Raw genomic sequence first — 22,760 nt, 5'->3', positions numbered from 1 at the left:
TGTATGTGTCTATGTGACTGCACTCACTGCTATCAATGAACTCTTACCTAAAAAAGGCAACCCGATTACACCGGGTCACCTCCGTCATCGCCCACCCTATCTAAACTAACATTCTAGCCACAACTCTATCCTTTGTAAAAAGGATTATGCCCTGTGCCTTTGCCCGATGGCATCGCCCCAGGCACCCCGTCCGCTTCCAGCAGCGGACGCACAATGAGCTTCACCGGCCATTCCCTGCTCTCGAATACCGCTTGGAACAGCTCGGCCCGGTCAGCTTCGGGAAGCGGCACCACCCGTAGCGCTTCCTTCCACGCCTGCTCGGTAATATCCCATAACTTCGCTTCCGGGATAGGATACACCTCGCTTAGCGCTTCCATAATCGCAGCCAGGTTTACCTGCGTGCCCAGCGACTGCACGTAGAAGATCAGCTTGCGGATCGTCTCATTATACAAGCTGTTCGAGTATCCTGGCCGAATATGATAACCCGGGTCCGCAATGCCGTGTTTGTCCAGATACGGCTGATGCAAACGTACGGAATCGTGGTCACGGAATAACAGGCCGTTCACCTGTCCGTCCCGCAGGACCACGCAGCAGTTCTGACCGTGAATTTCGGGTACAACACCTACCTTGAACAACCGCATCACCACATCATAGAATAACGCCGTTAGATCGGTGTAGAACCCTATAACCTCTTCACTGGTTAACGCTCTGCCCAGCAGGTCGGATAACATATGGCGACCTTCCAGCGTCACCCCAAGCGCAGCCATGGGAATGACCTGCACACCTTCTTCCAGCAACATTGGCGGATAGATGCGAATCTGGGCGGCCAGATGGCGAGGATGATCATCGAACAATCCCATGGATTCCGGCATGTATCCCCACCAGTTCCGTTCCTCGCAGAGCCACACTTTACCTGTGAGCGATTCATCACAGGCCACCGCCTGTCGTAATATCTTCTCCCCAGCCAAACCATTCAGCAGCTTCACCACCGGGAGATAGCGGGCGGCCCCGAGAGACAACACACTGACCGGAAGCTTGAGCATCTGTGTGGATTCCTCCATCGGAGCCATCGAGCGCAGGGACGATGTCGCCTGCACCTCTCCCAATTCGATATCCAGTACAATGATGGTGCCGTCCGCGATCTCTCCAGTAAAACGCGGCAAGATGATATGCTCCATCTGCCATGGATGTACTGGCATGGGCATGTATTCTTGCAGATTCAGGCCTTTCCGGGCCAATTCTGCTTCCAGCCTGCTCCGCTGTTCTTCATCCAGTACATCCAGTGTGGACAGCCCTTCCCCACATCCCTGTTGTACGGCATCCCAACGCACCGCCACCCATCGCAGCGGGATCTCCTTCCTGAATTCCGCTGCATACCGGGCCACATCCGCTTCTGTGAATCCCACCTTGGCCTTAGAGGTGGGGTGAAATGGACGATCTCGTAGCGCTGCAACCTGCTCTCCCTTGATAAACCAATCGTAGGCAATGAACGGAACTTGTTCTCCCAGCCCTTGCACTTGCTGGAGTCCCAGTGCCAATTGCTCGGTGGCTATTTCCACGCCTGTCAAGAATTCCGCAACCCCGGGATGCGCGTATGCTTCATCGGAAAGCGTCATCCGAAGCACACCCTGTCCTACGACTGCTGGAGATTCAAGGAGCTTCCAGCCTCCATCCGGTGTCTCTCCATAGACAGGTGAACCTTGTACCCATTGATATCCCTGCCTTTTTCCTGCTTCCACCAGAAACAAAATCCCTTTCAGATGCAACATAAGCTGTCCACTATGCCTACCTGTTCCATTCTCATCCTGCTTATCCTTGCCTGCGACATTGCCGTCGAGTCCGTCAGCTATTCCTCGTCCGCTCTGCGGAGGACCTCCATTACCATCCCCCAGAAACATTCGGCGGAACGGTTCTGGTGAAGTAGAGAGTTCAATGAACGGATGCCCTTCCAGCGGAAGCAATTGCTCGGTCAGAAATGCATTGATCAGATCCTCCATAATCCGGCGCTCAGCGTCTTGCAGACTGGCACGCTTCATCACTGTTGACATGGTTGTCGTCCTCCGTCAAATAATGGAATGCCGGGTGCGGATGACCCAGAAAATCATGATGCGAGATGGTCCAGCAATAGGCTCCCGACTTCTCGAACACAATAATATCGCCTACACGTAGCCGCTCTACTTCCGCATCTGAATGCATACGATCCTTGGGTGTGCACAGTTCTCCGACCACGTGAACTTTGTTGTCCCGTACCTCTGGTCTTGCAAACGAATGCCCCCAACGGTCCGTAGACATAATGTGAAATGGATGGTTGTGTCCCCATGATGCGGGCAGACGATTATGATGTGTACCTCCTCTTAACACGGCAAAATGCTGACCATGCGATGTTTTGATATCCGTAACCTCTGCCGCATAATAACCGTGGTCAGCGACAAGCATGCGACCCGGCTCGAAATACAACTGTATGCCGCGTGAAGCAAGGCGCCCTCTAGCTTCACTTCGCTCAATCAGGGATGTGAACAGGGACCAATCGAACCCGGGGCTACCATCATATGTGACACCAAACCCGCCTCCAGCGTTAATTACTTCAAGATGCAGGTCATATGTCTGCTGCCACATCTCCGCCTTTTGCAAATACAGCTCGATCATCTCGGCATGCAGTCTTGCGTCCACATTGTTCGATAACGAGTGAAAATGAAATCCGCATAAACGCACCGAACCCGCACCTTCCTCACGAATGACCCGGACTGCTTCCTCCACGCTCTCCTCATCCATGCCGAATGGACTCGGACCACCGCCCATTACAATCCGGGTCCGTGGCAATGTGCTACTTCTTAGATTGATCCGCAGCAGAACGCGAACTTCCTCTCCTCTCCTTGTAGCAATGGCGATGACACGCCGCAGTTCCAGCAGGCTCTCCACATGAATAAAACGCACCTGATGCTCGATAGCCTGCTTCAACTCATTCTCTTTTTTCCCCGGACCGCCAAACAGGATTGGAACCTCACTACTTACGCTCCTCACCTTAAGCAACTCGCCAATGGAAGCTACCTCGAACCCGTGAACCCAGGGCAGCAAAGCCTCAATAATTCGAGAATCGGGATTGGCCTTTATGGCATAGAACAGCCGTATGCCTCCAGGCAGCGTGTGCAGCATGTGACGGACCTGCTCCTGAATACCAGCCAGATCGTAAACATAAGCACATACCGGGTCTTCACTATCTTTTTGCAGTTCATGGATCATAGTCCATACGCTTGATTTCATATCAGTCCACCCGCATTTCCATAGTCATTCCGTTTCTGTTCGTACGCCCGAAAAGCCGTATTCCGGTCATCGCCCAACACGTATATGTATGCCCCCCGTTCCGCCCACAGCGCCATGCCTTCCTTGCTTCTGGCCACCGTTGCATACGGTACCTGGCACTGCTTCGCGGCTTCATGTAATGCACCTAGCGAACGTTGCACGTCTGGATGTTCCGTCTGCCACGGTACGCCAAGTGATTGCGACAGGTCTGCCGCCCCCTCCAATACCCAGCTCACCTGGGGATGAGATAGAATGCTCGCACTTTGCCGGACGCCCTCCACACTTTCGATCATCGGTACAACCATCACCTGTTCATTCGCTTCCTGAATATACCCAGTGAGTGGATACTTGCCGAATACCCCCGGTCGCCCACTGTTCAGGCTCCGCATGCCAAGCGGATGATAATACGCATGACGAACCGCTTCCTCCACCTGCTCCCGCTGTTCCACATGAGGTATGACGATGCCTTGTGCGCCGCAATCCAATACCTTTAGAATCTCTACTCGCTCTACCTTTGAGATGCGTACCAGCGGGGTCATCCCTGCCAGTTCCGCAGCACGAACCAGCTCTTCCACCGATTCCATATTCGTTGCGGCATGTTCCAGGTCGATAATTACAAAATCATACTCCGCATGTCCAATCATCTCGATGATGACCGGATGCGGGATAGAGACAAAAAGGCCGAACACCGGCTGTTTACGTTCAATTTTCTCCTTCAGCTTGTTGGTTCTCATCCGAAAATGTCCTTCGCCAACTTCAGCGGGTTGCTGACCTTACGGAAATACAACTCCCCGTCCCCATACAGGCGGCGCTTGGTCATCTCTTCAATCAGCGCATCCTCAGCAAAAAGATCAAACCACTCGAACCGCTCCTCATACTCTGGATGCTCCCGCTGGTAGTCCATAATCGTAGCCGCGCACAGTTGCCAGAACGCTTCTTCCGTCAGACCGAACTTCTCCAGCGTCAGCGCAATATCCGTCATGCAGATAAAAAAGAACGCATCATACGTATAGTCCCGGACTTCCGACACATCACTTGCGTAGATAAAGGAATACCGATTGAACTTGTGATGGGTCTCCGGTTCGGGGTGCAGCTTCGGGGCTCTTTCTGGGTTCAGCAACTTCTCAGGTACATAGCGGACACCATCGTGAAGATCCTTGATGATAATCCGTTTCGGCAGATCATTTTCCAGCACCAGAATGATGTTCTGGGCATGCGATTCCAGCGCAATGCCGTGTGCATAGAGCAGATGAATAATGGGCAGCGATACCGTTCGAACGAGGGCTTCACTCCACTTCTGAATGCCATGACGCTCAACTGCACCCTGGATAAACGGTACCCCGTTCGACTGTACTAGCATAAGTGCATTTAAGGGCCAAGCTGTCTCGCCTTCTTGCAGATGAACAGATACATTTTCACGCCAGATCGCCCCGATTGTGCCATACGCTCGTCCATACTGGATTGCAGGCAAGTTCTCGTACCGGAGCGAGAGTCCCATGATTTCTTTCAGAATGGCAAACTGTTCCCGTTGCAGCAACTCATCCTCCCGAATGAGTGCTTCCAGCCAGTCGCTGATCAGCGGTGCGTTCTGGGTCGTGTGTTGTGCGAGAATACGTGTACTGGACGTATTGGTAATACTCAGTGCCAGCTTGAGATAAGGCGCTTCTGGATTCATTCGGTTCGACAGGGAACGAATGGACTGCTGGGCGCGATAAGCTGATGCCGAAGGGCCGAGAAAAACGATATCTTTGTCCATTCGTTGCCGGGCAAACACCGATTCCAGCTGGTGTTCCCATTGCCATGGATGAACAGGAATGAATATATAGCGATTCCCCTCAGTATCTTCCGACTGAAGCATCCGATCAAATCGGCTGATATCCGCCTCTGTGAGATGTTGTCTCACCAACTGTTCTGACGTGTAGCCTGTGGAGAGAGCCGTTTGCACAAGTCCTTCTTTCACGGCAATCCAGTATACGGTCACATCCGAGTTAAACTCTGGACCGTAAGCAAGATTGTCTTTTAGGGTGAAGCCAAGCCTCGACTTGTAGCTTGGATGGTAGAGATGACCGTCGCTCATATGGCTTTCGAGGGCATCATAGTGTCGGTCTTTATCCGGAATCTTCTCAGGCAGCAAAGCCCGGCACTGGCTGTCCTTCGCCATCGTCTCCAGCAATTCCTGAATGAAGGCCGTCACATTCGCACCCTCCAGAAGGTTCAGTACCATTTCCTCCAGAAACAGATCCAGATCGGTGCAGGGCACGCCCTCTCTTCGAATCGAGCCCTTCGCCACCTTCACTCGGCCAAATGAAAATTTCTGCTCCGCCTCACAGCTGTATGTCACAGCCTGCCCTGACGTATTCCGCCCCACAGTGCGCCATTCGTTCCCATCCACCTTACAGTCAAGGATACCCTCGAACCACATGGCTTCCAGCGTCTGCCGCATGATCCGTTCCTGTACATCCGTGTATACTGCCGTCTTGTGACCTTTCTCAGCCCTGTACCCTATGAACCCCACGCCACTTCACTCCCTATTCGGTTCATTATATTGCTCACCGGCACATACGCCGGGGTCTGACTGATCCCCTTGAGACAGCTCACCAGATTTTGTTTCGCCAGAAAACTGTCCGCGGTCAGCAAATGCCGCACATATACGTTTCCAGTTCGGTCTAGTTCCTTCACCAGCACTTCGCGAACCTTTGTCCAGAAATGCTCCTCCGGTACGTTCACATCCCTTGCCATCGCATGAATGAGGGAACCCAAATGATTGATGATAAAGTAATAGGATGTCCTCGCCCAAGCCTTGTCCCGTGGATAAAACAACAATTTAGAGGGATCGGTATCCACCTCATGCATCAGCTCCTCATCGACACTGACTCCTTCCAAGTCACGCACGATAAATGCCTCAGGCATTCCGTCTCTTAGCGTCACGAGAGTATTTTGCAAATGAGCTTCAAAGTGAATGCCTCGCTCTCCGGCCGCTCGTACAATGGGCAGCAAAGACAAGGTCAGATAACGTGCAAACCAGCGCTCGGCTTCAGCACGTACGCCACCCAGCATCGTCATGAGTCGTGATTGCATTCCCGGCAAGGGAGCTTCTACCAGACTCGACAGGACATAAGTACATTCCGGGTCAAACTCAATCGGTCTGTATGCGACAGTAAACAGACTCGTTAATTCTTCCTCCTGAAAATCACAAGTGGCTACACCTGTCTCATAGGCAATAAGCGTATGCTGATCTGCACCGAAGCAATTCTGCTGCCTGACGTACCTGGAGGCGTCCAGCGTCCTTCGCATCTGCTCCGCACTATTGGTGCGAATCATGTTGGTAATCTGTATGTTCAGCGACAGCTTGATATTGCAATTTAGCTCTGGGATATAGACGGTGCGTACCGAGGAGGTCGGGTAGGCCCTCGGTCCACAGCTGCCTATCGGAATGAGTTTCTTGTCCAGAATATACTGCTGGACCTCGGACATGCTCAACACGTACGTATACTGCCAGGGATGGACAGGCAGCAGTTCATACTCATCCCCATGCTCACCGCACTCCGCTTCCCAAACTTGTTCCACATGCCCGTGCAGGCTAGCATGCAGATTGATCCTGGTGGGATCATCTACCCATTCCTGCCTATATACGTCCTTCCTCACAGCAACGTAACAGAGTTGGAACGAGGTACGCAGTTCCGGGCTGTACATCCGTACGTCGTGTTCAGTGAAACCTTTGGAGTTTTTTGGAAACGGATGAAAGGGATGTCCATACACCAGAGACTGTTCGGAAGTACAGTAATCATACATGCCAAGTCCAGCAGCCTGCTCGATATACAGCGCAAGATTATTCACGCTGTTATCTACCTTTTCCGCAAAATCACGCACAGCAGCCGCACGGGTCAACCCACCTTGCTCATGCCGACTGTTTCCATACGCCGTGTCTTCACTCAGCTCCCGGGTGATCCAGCGAACCAGGTCCTGATAATGCACCGCTTGCCCGTGAAGCTGTTGTATGTTTCGGTACTCATGCTCACCCATAGCCGAGTAATACGCTAATTGTCCGGTTATCGTCACCCCGCTGGCCTGAAAAGCAACTGCGTACGTCATCGCATCTGGATTAATCCGAATGTCGCCTTCCTTCTCCACCGCAAGCTCCCGGAGATAACAATTGAGCAGCAGCTTACAAGAGTGTACATTCGCCTGCTGCTCTGCTTCAGACCTGAGCCTGTTTTCCATCTCGAACAATGTTGCCAACCTTCTTTCGGGTTATAAATAAAACGAGGGACAAGGCCAACAGGATGGCACAGCCGAGAGCCTACTAACCTCTTTCAGTGCCGCCCATCGGGCCATATTCGCTGGTGTTCCGACCCCGGCAAGTCTTTAGCAGACCTATCATCCAGAGACCTGCACTGGTGACCAGCAGCAGAATGCTGGATGGATGCCACCGCTTGCGGCGGGTGGGCACACACATTCGAATGTACCGACCACACCATAGGCGCGAGAACAAAGTAAGCGGGACATTGAGCCATAACAGGCAATGAATTGCCCTTATTCTGCAATCGACTTTTCGAAATGATGTTCCATTTGAAAAAGATATTCCAGGTACAATCGGACGACATCACGTGTGGTTCCCCCAAAGGGAAAGACATGGTGCGTCAGGTCCGGCAATGCGTTGACTTCCAGAATGCCTCCCTGATCTGCTGTCAGCGGCTGGCCGATATCCCCACAACGGATATCAATGCCAGCCACATCAATCTGGAGAGCTTCTGCGGCTTTAATTGCCATTTGTGCATTATCAGGGAAAATCGCTTCCGTACAGTCCACATAAAACTCACTGATGTTTCCGGCGGCCGAATTGCGAAGATCATATAGCTCGATCTCTCTTCCTGCCGCAGGTACCTCCTCGAGCGTGATTCCCTGTCCAAGCAGAACCTTTCGCAAAGGCTCTGCGTCTTCATCAATCTTGGGAAAGGCCTCGAACTTCCCTATACGGGTCTGCTGGATTCGCTTATGATTCAACATTCGAATCAACGCCCGGATGGTTGAGGTGCCGTCCCCTTCTACAAAGACAGGCCGATACTCATTTACTGCTGCCACTTCCCCGTTAATGATCAGTACCCTATAATCCAAACCCGTTATGAATTGCTGTAGCATGATGCTGTTACTATGGGTACCCGCCCGGGCAATAGCCGCTTCCAGTTCCTCGTTTGTTCGAACGTCCAGTGTCACACCTGCACTGCCGCTTGCGTCCAGCGGCTTCACCACAACGGAACGATGCAGTTTCAGAAACTGCGCTGCCTTGTCACCCATTGCCTTGATAACGATAAACGGCGGCACAGGCATTCCCCGCTCATGCAGTAGCATATTACATACCTGCTTGTTCTTAGCGAGCAGTCCAGCGATCAAGGGTAGACGATGCGATCTGGTTTTATTAATGACTCTGCGCTTGTCCCCATAGGACAATTCCAGAAAATCTTCACATTCTGCGAGAAGTGGCTCGCAGTTCATTCCCATTTCTCTTGCTTTGCTTATGATGAGTCGGTTTTGCAGATTATGAATTCCTTTCGGAAACAATGAAAATCCTCCCCGACCGAATGAAGGCGTTCGCTCCTGGTTGTGCTTTCATCGGATTGATTTGATGGAAACTATATTGATAATGATTATCATTTTCAAACAAAATCTATTTTATGGCAATTTCATTCACCTTGTCAATAATAAGCTTTTTAGGAAAAAAAAGATGTTTTTGCAGGGAGAGAATCCCCAAATGAAGGATTGTACATGGAACAATGGGCACAATGTGGGTTATAACATCAATTGAGACTAATTAAATTATCGAATGAGACAGCTTATAACATCCAAATGAGACAACGCAAATGCCCGTAAAGCGAGTAAAGACGGGAATAAAATGAAAAAAGATATTTTAACAAGATGAGTATCGACTTGTAGTATTAACCGTCGGCAGAATTTTGTTCTTTTTCAATATACTTACGGGCCTATTTTAGGGAATTTACATTTTTATTATACTATTGGCGGCTTTCCTGAAATAAGGAGAGCTTTTTTTATTCAATAAACGGTTAGTTGAAAAAAAGCATTGCAATAAATACTTGACTCTCCCCATTAGAGGAGACATTAAACTCAATTTGTAAGCTAATCAATTAAAAGGAGGAAGTCAAAATGAACTTAGATATTAGAGACATTAGAAAAGAGGATATAGAACCTATTAAAGCAATTATTGCAGATACTTGGAACGCAAAAGATTTTATCGAGGATGAGAGCATCATAAATGCAGCAGTTACAATGATGTTCATAAGTCCAATATTAAACAGAAGTACTTTTGGAAGAGTAGCTACATTAGATGGAGAAGTCATTGGTGTAATTTTTGGTTCAAGAGTTGGTGAAGCAACATCTTATAGATTGCTACAAGAAGATTATACAAGTGAATTGCTACAACTCTTAAATCTAAATGACATAGAACGAAAAGTATTTGTTGAACTCACCTCCATGACTAATGAGGCAAACAGCAAGTTAATTAAAGGAAAAGAAAATGAGTTTCAGGGTTGCTTAGAATTCTTTGCTGTTTCTGAAGAAGCTAGAGGAAAAAAGGTAGGAAAAAAATTATTTAATGAGCTCATCTCTTACTTAAGAGATACAAAAGCAAATAAAATTTATCTGTATACAGACACAATGTGTAACTATGGATTCTATGATCATAATGGGTTTGTCCGTCTTGATGAAAAAGCAACTGTATTTAATCTACCTATCGGTAAACTCGAAAATACAAATTTTATTTATGAATACAAACTTTAAGCTAAAAGTCAGTCCACTTCATTTATGGGGTGGGCTTTAGACTTATTTGAAATTGGGAGAAGTGATTATATTGATTAAAAACATCTGTCACTAAATAAAACATATAAACCTTATTACACGTCAAACTGTTTTTCTTCAAATATTCTTTTACTAATTGAAATGTTTCAATTTCAGTATCTCTCGTACAATTAACAGTTAAATATTCTCCCTTGGGTAATTCAGGTACATTAGAGGTATCTTTAAGTAGTCTATAATCATCTGATGTTATTAGACGAAATACATCACTGATTTCCCAATTATCATAGTGACATGAAAAAATTAATCCATACTGAAACGTATGGGCTGCAAATTCGCCTAATTTTTCATCTAATTTATCGAATGACTTTATCTTATTAAGTTCTCCACCTTGTGTAGGTAAACTTAAAAAGTATCTGTCTTCAAATGTCTGAATATTAAATCCATTGTTCATAAGTTCATCTTCAGATGAATGAATAGCTGCCCTTAATAGTTCTATTCGTTTATTAAGTTGTTCTAATTTCTTTATTTCTTTATGAATTTCTTCTTTTTTCTGTTCTAAGTAAAGTTTAAGGTAATTAGTATCGGCTTTAGCAAATAAGGCTTTAATTTCTTTAACACTTACATTACTTTGCTTACAAATTTTTATAATATCCAGATAGATGAATTGATCAATTGTATAATAGCGATAACCGTTATTGGAATTAATGTATGTAGGTATCAACAAGCCAATATTATGATAATAACGTAAGGCTTTTATCGTAACATTTTTTAATCTAGAAACTTCCCCAATTGAAAAGCACCTTTTATTATCCATAAATTCCTCCGATAAGTCTTATGTGCGAAAGTCGTTGTGCTGATGCATCAATTCCTGTCCTCCTAATAAAATCACAAATTGTACTCTTATTCAACTAACAGGGAAGTTAGTAAAATAGGAATTAAACGGTTACTATCAAAAAGAAGTTCAACATTTGCTAATAAACTTACCGAAACGTGAGAGAGGACCACACGTCCATAAAAACATAAATACATTACTAGCTAAATATCTAAAAGACTGTGAAAAACAAAATAGATTGTGTTCTATGGAAGATTTCTTTGTTCAGAGTGGTATTTCTCCTGAAACACTACATGATTCTGGTTTAAATCATTTGATTGCTGCTTCAAGAAAGTCTTTTCAAGAGAAAGATGACGAGGCTCAAATATCTAAGTGTTGGAAAGCTGCTGAGCAATTTGAGTCACAATAGAGAACAAAGAAAAACTCAAAAAAGCAATCGAATATTTGAAAAATCATGATATAGCTATTTCGAAATCTTCCGTTATGAGAATTTCGGGTATTCCAGCTCATAAATTAATGGGAGTAAATGGAATATCCGACTACTATAGTGAGTTATTGGAGAGAAAATAAGAGTCCTAAAAAGTTTTTTTATATTTCAAACTAGGCTGTGTCCTCAAACTGCTCAACGAGGAATAAATAGGTTAAAAAAATTAGATGAATACATGATACGAAATCCAAGATGTTTCCACCTGAAAGAAAACCACAAATAGGACATACCTCCGTGGACAATCGACACATACTAAATGCTATGCTTTGGGCGGCTCAATTGGTGCTCCATGGCGAAATCTACCAGATACCTTAAGCAGCATGTCCTTAGACAATCCGCCCAAATGGCGGATTGGGCATATCCTTACAAGACGGCTCCTATTCATAATTTTGATGAACAAAGCCCCAACACATTTGTGCGGCTACTTTACTTAAACCCAGAAACAGTTGAAAACACCTCCAAAAATAAGATTAAACAAGTAATCATAATGTCTCACTGCATCTTATAGAAAAAATACGTTTATCCTACTAGATGTTATAAATATCTTTGATTAATGTTATAAAAACAGCTATTCTAGGCATGGTTTAGTCTCAATTGATGATATAACCCCCACACAACAAATAAGGCAAGCTCTGAATTTCGTTATGTTATAAGCTTGCCTGTGCTATTCGCTGTATGAGATGCAATGAAGTATAGGCTGGGGATGTGGATGATAATCATCGGTATTAATGCTTTAATTTGGGGCAGGTGGGGCAGTAATCTTCTGGATCATCTGCGGCGAGATAATAGAAACAACAAGTTTTGCGTACACGAATAGGTGTATCTGAGACAGCTGTTGCCCGTTTGGGCGTATTAAACTGCTTGAGCGGGTTACGGGATTCACCAAAGAGATGCGCAGGTGCATCACAAATTAGATAATGGAAGTCCTCTTCGACACGCTGCTTTTCTTCAGGCGTGGCTCCTTCGGCAAACTTGTTCTCATAGAGCCAGTATACGTAAATGGCCGTGTTCTCCCACAGGACTGAACGGGAAATCCGGGTTGCCTTGGACAGCGATTGCCATACCTTGGCCAGATTGCCGGCGAACATCTGTTCAATCACCTGATCTCTCCATACGTCACGCTGATCCGCCTCTGGTGAGGTCGTCTGCCAATCGGTCAGCCGAGCCTTGGGAAGCCATGCCTCTCCCTGATAACTGGATTCAATCGTGCCGTTGGCAATCTCATAATTCAGGCCTTTGTTGAAGCGTGACATGGCATAGAGACCCGAAGCTGTGATCAAGTAAGCATATCGTTTAGCAAAGAGCGATACAGTAGCCGTTTCGGAGTCCGTCTCAAAGATGCCTCTCACCCCTTGCAAATAGTTCAGGCTTTTGGACGGGTCCAGCAAGTCCGTAAATGGCATCGAAAATGTACGATCTGTCGAAGGCTCCCAGGTCAGACGGTATTCGGCAGCCAAGGCCTGCATCTCTTGATCATCAAGCCAAGTGGCTGTAGCGTGTGGTTTCATTTAACTTCCTTCCCTTCCCGTGCGGAATGCACATGGGTGTGCCAAACAGCGGATCAACCGTAATGTCGCACTCCATCTGGAAGACCGCGCGGACCATGTCCTGCGTAACAATGTCTTCCGGTTTTCCTTCCGCGTAGATGGACTTGTTGTGGACAGCCACAATATGGTGAGCATAGCGACACGCAAGATTCAGATCATGAAGCACCATCACTATGGTGCGCCCCTCCTGTTCATTCAAATCGAACAGCAGATCCAGAATATCAATCTGATGGGTCATATCCAGATAAGTCGTTGGTTCATCCAGCAGCAGGGTTTCTGTTCCCTGTGCGAGTGTCATCGCAATCCAGGCGCGCTGGCGTTGTCCGCCAGATAATGCGTCCACGGGCCGATCAGCCAGAGCAGTCAGATGTGTGGATTCCAGCGCAAGCCTGACCATGCGTTCGTCCTCACCGGACCACTGTTTCAGCCATGTCTGGTGTGGGTACCGCCCTTGCCGAACCAGTTGGTTTACCGTCAGTCCCTCTGGAGCAGAAGGACCTTGCGGCAGAATGGACATACGTCTTGAAATTTCCTTGGTAGGCAACTTCGCAATCTCCTCGCCATCCAGCAGTACCGAGCCTGAACTGGACTTCAGCAGTCGCGCCATCGTTCGCAGCAAGGTGGACTTCCCGCAACCGTTGCTGCCAATCAGGACAGTAGTTTTCCCCTTGGGAATAGTCAGGTTCAAATTCTCAATAATAGGCTCTGCGCCATAGGCGATCGTAAGGTCCTTGGCTTCCAGAATACTCACAGCATTTTCCTCCTCAAAACTGATTTCGATTCTTGAACAACAGATACAGGAAAAACGGTGCTCCTACCCCGGCGGTAAATACCCCTGCCGGAACATCGAGCGGCAGAAATACCGTACGGGCAATCAGATCAGCAGCAAACACAAGCAGGGCACCGACCAGTCCCGAAACGATGAGCATGCTGCCAAACATGCGCCCTACCAGCTTCCGGGCAATATGCGGCGCAATCAGACCAACAAAACCAATCGTCCCCGCGACAGCTACAGCAGCCCCGGCCAGCAGTACACTGCACAGTAGCAGCGCTGAACGATGACGCTGTACAGTGACCCCCAGCCCGGTGGCCAGATCATCCCCGAATTCCTGTGCGTTCAGACTGCGGGCAAACCAGATCGCCAACGGAAGCACGATTACAATCACCGGGATGATCGTTCTAACATCGGTCCACGATGCGCCATACACACTCCCCGTCAGCCAGATATACGCCTGACCAGCCGTATAGAATGGACTAAGGATCAGCATGAAGGTGGTCCCGGCCCCCGTAATGGCTGACACTCCGATTCCGATCAACACTAGTCGAATCGGGCTAACTCCTTTTTTCCAGGCAAGAAGATAAATGATGATTGCGGTAATCATCGCCCCCACAATGGCAAACAACGGCAACAGCTTGATACTGATGGTTCCACCCAGCAGGGTGACAAAACCTACAGCGGCAACGGCAGCTCCTCCCGTTATCCCGATCACATCCGGTGAAGCGAGCGGATTACGGATAATCCCCTGCAAGAGGGCACCAGACATGCCTAGTGCTGCACCAACAAGCAACGATAACAGCACACGCGGCAGCCTTAGCGTCAACACGACAAAGTCATGATCACCTGCGCCCAGACCGAAAATCGTCTGTAGCACATTCAGCGGAGATATAAAATCATTACCCACACTGGTTCCTGCAATGGATGCAATCAATATCAAAACCATACAGATTCCGATAATGAGCAGCGATTTGCGCTCCATTTGCAAGGATAACGTATCTTTTTTATTGCGAAAAGTAATCATCTTCCTCATATCTTCGTCCCCCCTTTGCGGGCAATATAGACGAAGAAGGGACCACCAATGAGCGCTGTCATAACGCCAAGCGGAACTTCCTGCGGCATGATGATCAGCCGTGCAACCACATCCGCCGCCAATAACAAAATGGCGCCGCCCAGAATACAGTAGGGAACAAGCCAGCGGTAGTCGTTGCCTACAAACGCCCGCATGATATGCGGTACGACTAATCCTACCAGACCAATCGAACCGGCCACCGCAACAGAACCACCGGCCAGCAATACTGTAACGGCTCCCATAAGTACCTTAACCAGTAGCACGTTCTGTCCCATGCCTTTGGCGATATCATCACCGGTCAAAAGCAGATTGATCGCCCGACCCATAAACAGGGATATCACAGCGGCAACCGTCATATATGGCAGTACAGGATACAGCATGTCAAGTGTTCGACCGCTCACTGAACCTGCAAGCCAGAACAACACGTCCTGTAATCCCGTTCCATCCAGGACCAGGATTGCCTGTGTGAACGAAGCAAAAAGTGCAGAGATAGCGGTACCCGCCAGCACAATCTTGATGGGAGTCAGACCATCACGACCGATGGACCCAAGCGCGTACACAATCACTGTTGCGATGGTTGCCCCGGCAAAACCAAACCACATCATCGTACTGAGCGAGGACACCGACAGCACCACGATGGCAATAACGATAAAAAAGATGGCACCCGCATTGATCCCAAACACACTTGGTGAAGCGAGCGGATTACGAGTTAGCGCTTGCATGAGTCCTCCCGCCACCGCCAAACTTGCACCAACAACAGCGGCAATAATTGTGCGTGGCAAACGTTCCGTCAGAAGTACGACATGCTCCACTGAGCTTTCGTCATAGTGTTGTAGTGCATTCACTGCTATTTGAAATGTTATGTGTGTACGTCCCAGTATCATGCTGGCTACACAGGCGAGTAATAACAAAATGAATAAGCCGGATAGTCCATAAATTTTCGTACTTGCCTTCGTAAAAAGGGGAAACATATTCTCACTCTTTCATCCGTGAAATGCAAAAAGACCTGCCTGCCCATACGCTTCGTATACGAATGTCCTGGTACATGGCAGGTCTTGCTCCCATTAGTTCAGATTGAACTGCTTGTATAGGTCGTCCAGCATCATGTTGGCCGATGTGTATCCGCCCCCCATGTTCCAGGCCACCTCATCAACCTGTACTAGCTTATTATTCTTCACCGCATCGAGATTTTTCCAGAGCGGACTGCTGGTCCAATCCTTATAGTTTTTCTCAATAGCTTCTGTTTCCGTGCCTGAATTAAAGTTGAAGATCATATCTGCGTTCATATCCGGGATGTTCTCTTTCGAGGTCAACTCCACCCCCCAGGTGTCTTCATCATGTCCAGGCGGTCTGGTAAATCCAAGCTCTTTCAATATTTTTCCGGCGTATCCCATATAGAAAATGCGAACCTGATCGGCTCTAAAATTCGTAATAGTCGCTTCAATGGGAAGACGGTCACCCATTTTGCCTTTAAAATCCGCTACCCTTGCATCCCAATCAGCAAGCAACTTGTCCGACTGTTCCTTCATATTCATCGCTTCACCAGCCGTCTTTACCGTCTCTTTCCAGTCAAACAAAGTCTCGGTAACTACCGTTGGAGCAATCTGGGACAGTTGATCATAGATATCCTCATGTCTTGTTTTGGTGGCAATGATTAGATCCGGCTTCAATTTGTTGATCTCTTCCAGGTTCGGCTGTGATTCCTGACCTACTTGCGTCACACCATCCAGATCATCTCTCAAATATTTATATACGGGTTGCTGAACCCAGGATTCCACAACACCCGTTGGCTTAACACCAAGTGCAACAACAACATCATTGGCACCCTGGAACAAGGTTACAATCCTCTTCGGAGTTCCCTTAACTGTCGTTTCACCCATGGCATGTTTGATAACTCTGGTCTGCTCGTCCGCACCACTGCCTGCTGCATTGCTCTCATTACCACTTGCAGACTTACTTGAAGGGTCTGTTGTCCCTGTAGTTCCACCCGAGGCACAACCAGCCAGCACCGATATCAACAGAATAAGTGCTGTATAAATATGTAGCTTTTTGGTCAATCCAAACATGTAGTCCAACTCCCCCTTTTCATTCTAATTGATATTAAAAATCATTATCAATTGTATTGTAATTCAGTTGGGTACATTGTTCAAGCATATTGATACTGCTGCGGAAGAACTCCCCATGCCCCTGTTTCATGTTGAAAATCTCCTTGTACAGTAAAGGCTTGGATCAATACAAAATGCTCAGTATTCAAAAAGGCGTAACCCACGATAGTTGATGGGTTACACCTTTATAAGAATTCATGACCTGTCTTCAAAAGACAGCGAGCTCAGACAAACACACCGATTAAGGTGTATGCCTGCCTACATATTGATAAGTACCTTTCGGGTATAGTTTCATGATATTTGAGTACATATGCGACCGTATTAAATTCATTTGGGTTATAGAAATGACCCTCTTGATTAAAATAGGCAACATTCGTCACATCCATGAAATCGTAAAAGGAGCTATTTATGATCAGATACGGTATTACTGGATTAACCGGATATAGTGCTATGCTGGATACGTTCATACGGTTCGCGTTTTTCATGAATTGGTGAACCTCCAGCTCATATCCTTCTAATTTATGAGAGAAGTCACATTCTCGGTTGTAAAACAATTGCAGCACGATGCGACCGTCTCCACCATCGACATATTGTGAAAAAAACAAAAGAGATGCCTCCTGTGGTTCTTGATGAACCTGAAATATAGTCGCTCTGCCAGCAACTCCTACGACCTACTTAAGCTGGACTCTTAAAAAAGTCAAATAATGGGGTCCCCATGCCATACCTGCCAGCAACGTCACCATCAGCACTTTTTGCCATTCTTTATTCGTTTCTTGATTCATCAGACTATCCCCCGTAAACGGTTCATTCTTGTTATTAGTGAAAAGATCTTATCATCCGCCTCTGAACCAATTCTGAACAATATTAAATTTTTTTCGCAGTCTGGGTTTTGTAGCAAATGAAAAAAGAGCGCTCACCCGTGGGCTAAGCGCTCTAAAACGTTGATGTACAGGCCGTGTCAGGAAGCCGTAGAATTCCATTGAAAGGTAGCCGCGGACTTGGATGGAAGGGTAGATTTGAAAACCTTATTTCCCTGCCGAACCTTAAATGTCTTTGTGTTCTCTCCCGTATTGGCGGCAATCAGGACAAGCGTACCGTCGGGGTTGCGATAGGCGACCGTTTCAATACTCCCACTATAATGTGTAGAATCAATACGTACCGCACCTGGACGGACAAATTTGCTGGCGTGCCCAATCGCATAGTACTCCACATTTTTCGTAACTGCACCGCTTAACGGGTCGATGGTCACTACACCTCTACAGTTGGCGCACCCCCCATTGGTCGGACCCCCGGACGGGTCAAGTGCGATATTCCAAAAGAGGACATTTTGCGACCAGTTCCGGGGTGCACCAATGATCAGCTTGGACATATCCCAGCTCAAATTATCTCCAAAGCCCGGACTCCACGCTCCCCCACTACATTCTGTCATATATACAGGCTTATCAGGGAAAGCATTATGCACATCTGTCATCGCTGTGGGCTCTCCTTTGTAGCAATGGAAGGCCGTTCCGTGCGTATAGTTTCGAGCCTGTTCATCTCCTAACACGGTCTTGGCATATTCGCTCCCTGTATCCCAGTTATGGTCAAAGGCAATAATGTGAGTAGATAAATGGTTTCGATTTAGGGTGGGACCCAGATATTGTTTAATAAAATTCGCCTGTTCTGCTGCTCCCATACTCATGCTGGGATACTTGGGCGTCGTGAATTCTGGCTCATTTTGAATGGAAATCGCCTGAATCGGAATTCCCTCGTTCGCATAAGCCTGTAGATAACGAACAAAATAGTCAGCATACGCCTGGTAGACGCGCGGATCGGTATAGTCCAAATACCAGCCGTTATAAATCTGCTCCCCATATTTCATCCAGGGCGGAGCTGTCCATGGGGTTCCCATAATCTTTAAATCCTGGTTTCTTCTCAGGATTTGCTTCAATACATCGATCACATCCCGATCCTTGGCGATGGAGAAATGATTCAGCTCATAGTCCTTGCCTGTTGCCACATCGTCATAGGTATAGCTACCAGGCTGTCCCTGTTCATCTACGGAATAATCTGAGGCACCAATGGTATGGCGAATATAACTTAGTTGAATGCCACTAGCTGTAAACAAATCATTTAGCAGCTGATCACGCTGATTAGCAGACATGCCATGATTCATCAGGTATGCGGATGAACCGGACACCGCTGCGCCAAATCCCTCCATCGTCTGATAATGAATATCTGGCTTAATCTCAATCGTCAGTGTATCCGCATTCGCTGCATTTCCTTTACTGTTATCCTTATCCCAACGGATCGGGGTTTGTTGGGTTAGGCGATTCGCCGGGTCGGGTGTTGTTAGCCACATGTTGACGTTATTTTCTGCTTTCGGCCCCGGAACATTCCGTATAGCCATACTGACCAGGACCGCACAGATCAAAATGGCTACTGCAGCTATAAGCAGCCAGATGTCAGTACGTCGTTGCTTTTGGAGTTTCTTCATCTATATCCCCCTCTCCCTATCATTAGCCTGTCCCCATCCTCCCTACTATTTCAGCTTTCACTTGGGTTTCCCTTTGCATACCTGTTGGACGTTTGCATACCGATAGCAAAAAGAGAGCCGGTGCTTGTGCCCGCGCTCTCTTGAATATAACCATTTTAAAACAAATGTAACGGGATTACTTTTTTGCTTTTTCTGTAGAGGTTGCCGGAATCGTAACACTTCCTGTCAGTCGTAAATCCTGTGAGGAGCTACCCACATAAATGGGCACTTCACCCGCTGGCATAACCCATGCTTTGGACTTTTCATCCCAATAAGAGAAAGCTTTCGGGTCGAGCTTAATGCGTACCTTCTTCTCTTGACCCGGCTTCAACTCTACCTTGGACCAGCCTGCCAGTTGACGGGAAGGAGTCTCTACGTTTGTCGGAAGCTTACCGCTGTACACCTGTACAACCTCAGCTCCGGCTGTTTTGCCAGTGTTCTTCAATTTTAGCGAAACTTCGACGGAACTCGTACGATCGGATTTTTTTCCACTCGCATGCTGTTTTGTTTTCAGATCACTATATCCGAATGTCGTATAGGATAAACCGTGTCCGAAGGAGAACGCCGGTTGAATACCCGATTTCTCATACCCACGATAGCCTACAAAAATACCATCTGAATAGTCACCTATACCGTTCACGCCTGGAAACTTCTCTGGTGAGGACACGGGTGTAGACTGCTCGTTAACCGGGAAAGTTACCGGCAATTTACCAGAAGGATTCACATCACCGAATAAGACGCGCGCTATAGCATTTCCTTGCTCTTGTCCAGCAAACCATGCTTGTACGATGGAAGGGACTTTGTCCTGCCAGGTATCCATTTGCACGGCTCTGCCGCTCATTTGTACGACAATGGTTTTCGGATTTGCAGCCGCAACCGCACGGATCAGCCGATCCTGATTGTTCGGCAGTTCCATATCGGAACGCTCAACATATCCTTCGCTCTCATACGTACGCGTAACAACAATCGCAACATCCGATTTTTTTGCCAATTTTACAGCGTTATCAATCAACTTATCTGACGTATCTACCGGAGGTTCCCAGCCCAGACGAACCATACCACCCGAATCACGACCATTTGTCGGATAATCAGCGCGGTATTCAATACGTATCTTGTGCTTTTCACCCGCTTTAAGGGAGATGTTTTTCTTCGTAGTGCCCAGCTTTTCACCTTGATTATCCACGAATAGCTTATCGTCGAGATATAGCTTGCTTGATCCCAAACTGGTTAATGACAATGCATAGTCACCATCCTTGGGAGCTGCAATTGCCCCTGTCCAGCGTGCAGATATCAAGCCGTTCAGTGTCGTTGGTGTATTGGGAACTTTAGGGGACTTCGCATTGAAGCCCTGATAATTATAAAATCCAAGGTTCATATTGACTTGGTCATCATTGCGTACAAGAATCGGATTGCCTTCCATCTTGTTATTCTTCCAGTATTCGCCTCGAAGCCCCTGTTCGCCATCTCCATAAGTCGCATATCCAACACTGATATCCTCTTTCTGATCAGATGTAGTCAACAGTGAAGACGGAACAGCAGATGGCCCTGGCATAATGTCTCCTGCAGAGATCGGGTCTGTGCCCGGTGCATATTGGACGGTAACTCCTTTGCCGACACGATTGCGGATGCCCTCTAACGGACTCACGGTATACGTCGGGTTCACCAACGAACTGCCTCCGCCTGCCACAGTGCCGTTATCTGCATCGGGGCCAATCACAGCAATGGACTTGAGTTTATCTTTAGACAACGGTAATGCATTGTTTTTATTTTGAAGCAGTACCATACTTTCCTCAGCCAATTGACGGGCTGTTTTGCCATGGTCACGGGCATCAATTTGATTATTTTGAGCCGGGTGATCGAATAAACCTTTGCTGAACATTTGCACCAGAATGCGCCCAGCCTTATCATCAATCGTTTTTTCACTTACCTTGCCATTCTTAACAGCCGCCAGCAGCTGATCTCCCCATTTACCATATGGTGTACCCGGTGTTTCCAGGTCCAATCCGCTATTTGCCGATTCGACTGTACTCAGGTTCGCACCGTAATCACTCATCACGAAGCCCTTGAATTTCAGCTCCTTCTTCAAGAGGTCCGTCAAAAGAGTTTTGTTCTCACAAGCAGACTCGCCGTTGACCTTGTTAAAGGAGCACATGGCCCCTCCCAAATCTGCCTTGGCGATGACTTCTTGGAACGGGCGTATGTAAATCTCATGCAACGCACGGTCACTGACTTTGACATTCGTCGTGAAGCGCTCCGTTTCCTGATTATTCATAAGGTAATGTTTCGCAGTCGCCAAAACAGGGTGGCTTTGTATACCTTTGACATAAGCGGTCGCCATTTGCGATTGCAGTAGCGGGTCCTCACCCATAGATTCAAAGTTTCGCGATCCCCATGGAATACGGGCAATATCCATCCCCGGTCCAAGCGCAACATTATGAGTTGTATTAAAAGCCTCGTCTCCGATCAAATCACCATACTGTTTGGCAGCTTGGGTATCCCACGTTGCAGCCAACGCAATTGGAGCAGGCAACGCAGTAGATTGCTTGTCCTGCACATCTGGATTGGCGATGCGCACACCCGCAGGTCCATCTGCCATCGTCAGCGCCGGAATACCCAACCGCCCCATCGAATTATTATAAAATCCATAGTAATTGTTGACCTTACCAGTCACCAAATCTATTTTTTCTTCCAGCGTCATTTCTTGCAGCAGCAACGCTGTCCGTTTCTCAGCCGACAGGGCCGTGTTCATCCAAGGCCGATCTGTCTGGCTTCCTGCCGCTCCTGCAATATTCATAGGTCCGATCACAACAGCCGCGATAACTGTCATCATCACCATACGGAACAACCATGTTGATTTCACTTTCACGTTTGTAATTCCTCCTTGATGTTAGGTCATAAGGTGAATGCCTATTCAACTCTCACAGGCTTGCAAAGGCTCTCGATCCTGCGAGCTCCGACAAGAATCGAGAGCCACGGGATAAGCAAGCAAGTCAGCAAAAGCCGCAATGGCTCAAGTGACACGTTTACCACCCTACCGTACATTTTCGAAAATTTCATTGAAAGTTTTTGGAAGTACGGCACTAGGACCTTCATTCTTCTCCATAAAAAGAGAGCGCTCACAATTCAGTTAACTGATAATAAAATTACACTTTTGTAACTTTTTAATGACTATTTTTTAACTAATTTAAATCACAAAAAATGATTCATATGTCCCACTCTTGATTGACTCATATGGCGTTACCTATCGTGCGACCAAAGTCGCTATTTGGGAATTGGAAATAATTATGTATGATCGGAATGGTTTAGTTCGTCTATAT

Annotated in this window: 17 protein-coding genes; 2 read left to right on the top strand and 15 right to left on the bottom strand. The window is 47.4% G+C overall.

Features of this window, described 5'->3' with window-relative positions; translation table 11 throughout:
• Positions 1-125: 125 nt before the first annotated feature.
• From AOU00_RS17495 to AOU00_RS17470, 6 genes are all read right to left on the bottom strand, one after another.
• The gene (locus tag AOU00_RS17495) at positions 126-2,048 is read right to left on the bottom strand and encodes an IucA/IucC family protein (protein ID WP_069291207.1); all 1,923 of its coding nucleotides are present in this window, start codon (positions 2,046-2,048) and stop codon (positions 126-128) included.
• On the bottom strand, positions 2,008-3,261 hold the full coding sequence (locus tag AOU00_RS17490) for a type III PLP-dependent enzyme (protein ID WP_069291206.1): 1,254 nt from the start codon (positions 3,259-3,261) through the stop codon (positions 2,008-2,010). Before AOU00_RS17490 ends, AOU00_RS17495 begins: the two co-directional genes overlap by 41 nt.
• Positions 3,258-4,034 (bottom strand): HpcH/HpaI aldolase family protein, encoded by a 777-nt coding sequence (locus AOU00_RS17485; protein WP_069291205.1) that lies wholly within the window; start codon positions 4,032-4,034, stop codon positions 3,258-3,260. The genes AOU00_RS17490 and AOU00_RS17485 overlap by 4 nt, the downstream gene beginning before the upstream one ends.
• Positions 4,031-5,815, bottom strand: coding sequence for an IucA/IucC family protein (locus AOU00_RS17480; RefSeq protein WP_069291204.1), 1,785 nt, complete (start codon positions 5,813-5,815; stop codon positions 4,031-4,033). Before AOU00_RS17480 ends, AOU00_RS17485 begins: the two co-directional genes overlap by 4 nt.
• Positions 5,803-7,521 carry an IucA/IucC family protein gene (locus AOU00_RS17475; RefSeq protein WP_237166401.1) on the bottom strand — a complete coding sequence of 573 codons (1,719 nt, stop codon included), beginning with the start codon at positions 7,519-7,521 and terminating at the stop codon, positions 5,803-5,805. Before AOU00_RS17475 ends, AOU00_RS17480 begins: the two co-directional genes overlap by 13 nt.
• 312 nt (positions 7,522-7,833) lie before the next feature.
• Positions 7,834-8,859: an ATP-grasp domain-containing protein gene (locus tag AOU00_RS17470; protein WP_069291202.1), complete on the bottom strand. Its 1,026-nt coding sequence runs from the start codon at positions 8,857-8,859 to the stop codon at positions 7,834-7,836.
• 600 nt (positions 8,860-9,459) lie between these two features.
• Here AOU00_RS17470 and AOU00_RS17465 point away from each other — a divergent pair.
• The gene (locus tag AOU00_RS17465) at positions 9,460-10,092 is read left to right on the top strand and encodes a GNAT family N-acetyltransferase (protein WP_061830579.1); all 633 of its coding nucleotides are present in this window, start codon (positions 9,460-9,462) and stop codon (positions 10,090-10,092) included.
• A gap of 22 nt (positions 10,093-10,114) precedes the next feature.
• Here AOU00_RS17465 and AOU00_RS17460 read toward each other — a convergent pair whose 3' ends face one another.
• Complete coding sequence (locus tag AOU00_RS17460) at positions 10,115-10,924, bottom strand: MerR family transcriptional regulator (protein WP_069291201.1); 810 nt, start codon at positions 10,922-10,924, stop codon at positions 10,115-10,117.
• 265 nt (positions 10,925-11,189) lie between these two features.
• Between AOU00_RS17460 and AOU00_RS26675 the strand changes: the two genes are divergently transcribed.
• Positions 11,190-11,351, top strand: a complete 162-nt coding sequence (locus tag AOU00_RS26675) for a hypothetical protein (protein WP_172828301.1) — start codon at positions 11,190-11,192, stop codon at positions 11,349-11,351.
• An 803-nt stretch (positions 11,352-12,154) separates the two neighbouring features.
• On the opposite strand, the gene AOU00_RS17450 is transcribed toward AOU00_RS26675, so the two are convergent.
• The 8 genes from AOU00_RS17450 to AOU00_RS17415 all read right to left on the bottom strand — a co-directional run bounded on the left by AOU00_RS17450 (position 12,155) and on the right by AOU00_RS17415 (position 22,309).
• On the bottom strand, positions 12,155-12,937 hold the full coding sequence (locus tag AOU00_RS17450; protein WP_231109458.1) for an IucA/IucC family C-terminal-domain containing protein: 783 nt from the start codon (positions 12,935-12,937) through the stop codon (positions 12,155-12,157).
• Complete coding sequence (locus AOU00_RS17445) at positions 12,906-13,727, bottom strand: ABC transporter ATP-binding protein (protein ID WP_061830585.1); 822 nt, start codon at positions 13,725-13,727, stop codon at positions 12,906-12,908. Before AOU00_RS17445 ends, AOU00_RS17450 begins: the two co-directional genes overlap by 32 nt.
• A gap of 13 nt (positions 13,728-13,740) precedes the next feature.
• Complete coding sequence (locus AOU00_RS17440; RefSeq protein WP_061830587.1) at positions 13,741-14,784, bottom strand: FecCD family ABC transporter permease; 1,044 nt, start codon at positions 14,782-14,784, stop codon at positions 13,741-13,743.
• Entirely contained in the window at positions 14,781-15,794 is a 1,014-nt protein-coding gene (locus AOU00_RS17435; RefSeq protein ID WP_069291200.1) for a FecCD family ABC transporter permease, read from the bottom strand. The genes AOU00_RS17440 and AOU00_RS17435 overlap by 4 nt, the downstream gene beginning before the upstream one ends.
• Before the next feature lie 93 nt (positions 15,795-15,887).
• The gene (locus tag AOU00_RS17430; RefSeq protein WP_061830591.1) at positions 15,888-16,889 is read right to left on the bottom strand and encodes an ABC transporter substrate-binding protein; all 1,002 of its coding nucleotides are present in this window, start codon (positions 16,887-16,889) and stop codon (positions 15,888-15,890) included.
• A 263-nt stretch (positions 16,890-17,152) separates the two neighbouring features.
• Complete coding sequence (locus tag AOU00_RS17425; protein WP_231109459.1) at positions 17,153-17,533, bottom strand: hypothetical protein; 381 nt, start codon at positions 17,531-17,533, stop codon at positions 17,153-17,155.
• A 353-nt stretch (positions 17,534-17,886) separates the two neighbouring features.
• Entirely contained in the window at positions 17,887-19,404 is a 1,518-nt protein-coding gene (locus tag AOU00_RS17420; RefSeq protein ID WP_061830593.1) for a glycoside hydrolase family 30 protein, read from the bottom strand.
• 175 nt (positions 19,405-19,579) lie between these two features.
• The gene (locus tag AOU00_RS17415) at positions 19,580-22,309 is read right to left on the bottom strand and encodes a beta-glucosidase (protein ID WP_069291199.1); all 2,730 of its coding nucleotides are present in this window, start codon (positions 22,307-22,309) and stop codon (positions 19,580-19,582) included.
• Positions 22,310-22,760 lie beyond the last annotated feature (451 nt).

Origin of the sequence: Paenibacillus polymyxa (assembly GCF_001719045.1) — a bacterium.
GTDB lineage: Bacteria > Bacillota > Bacilli > Paenibacillales > Paenibacillaceae > Paenibacillus > Paenibacillus polymyxa_B.
This window is presented reverse-complemented; position numbering and strand designations above follow the sequence as displayed.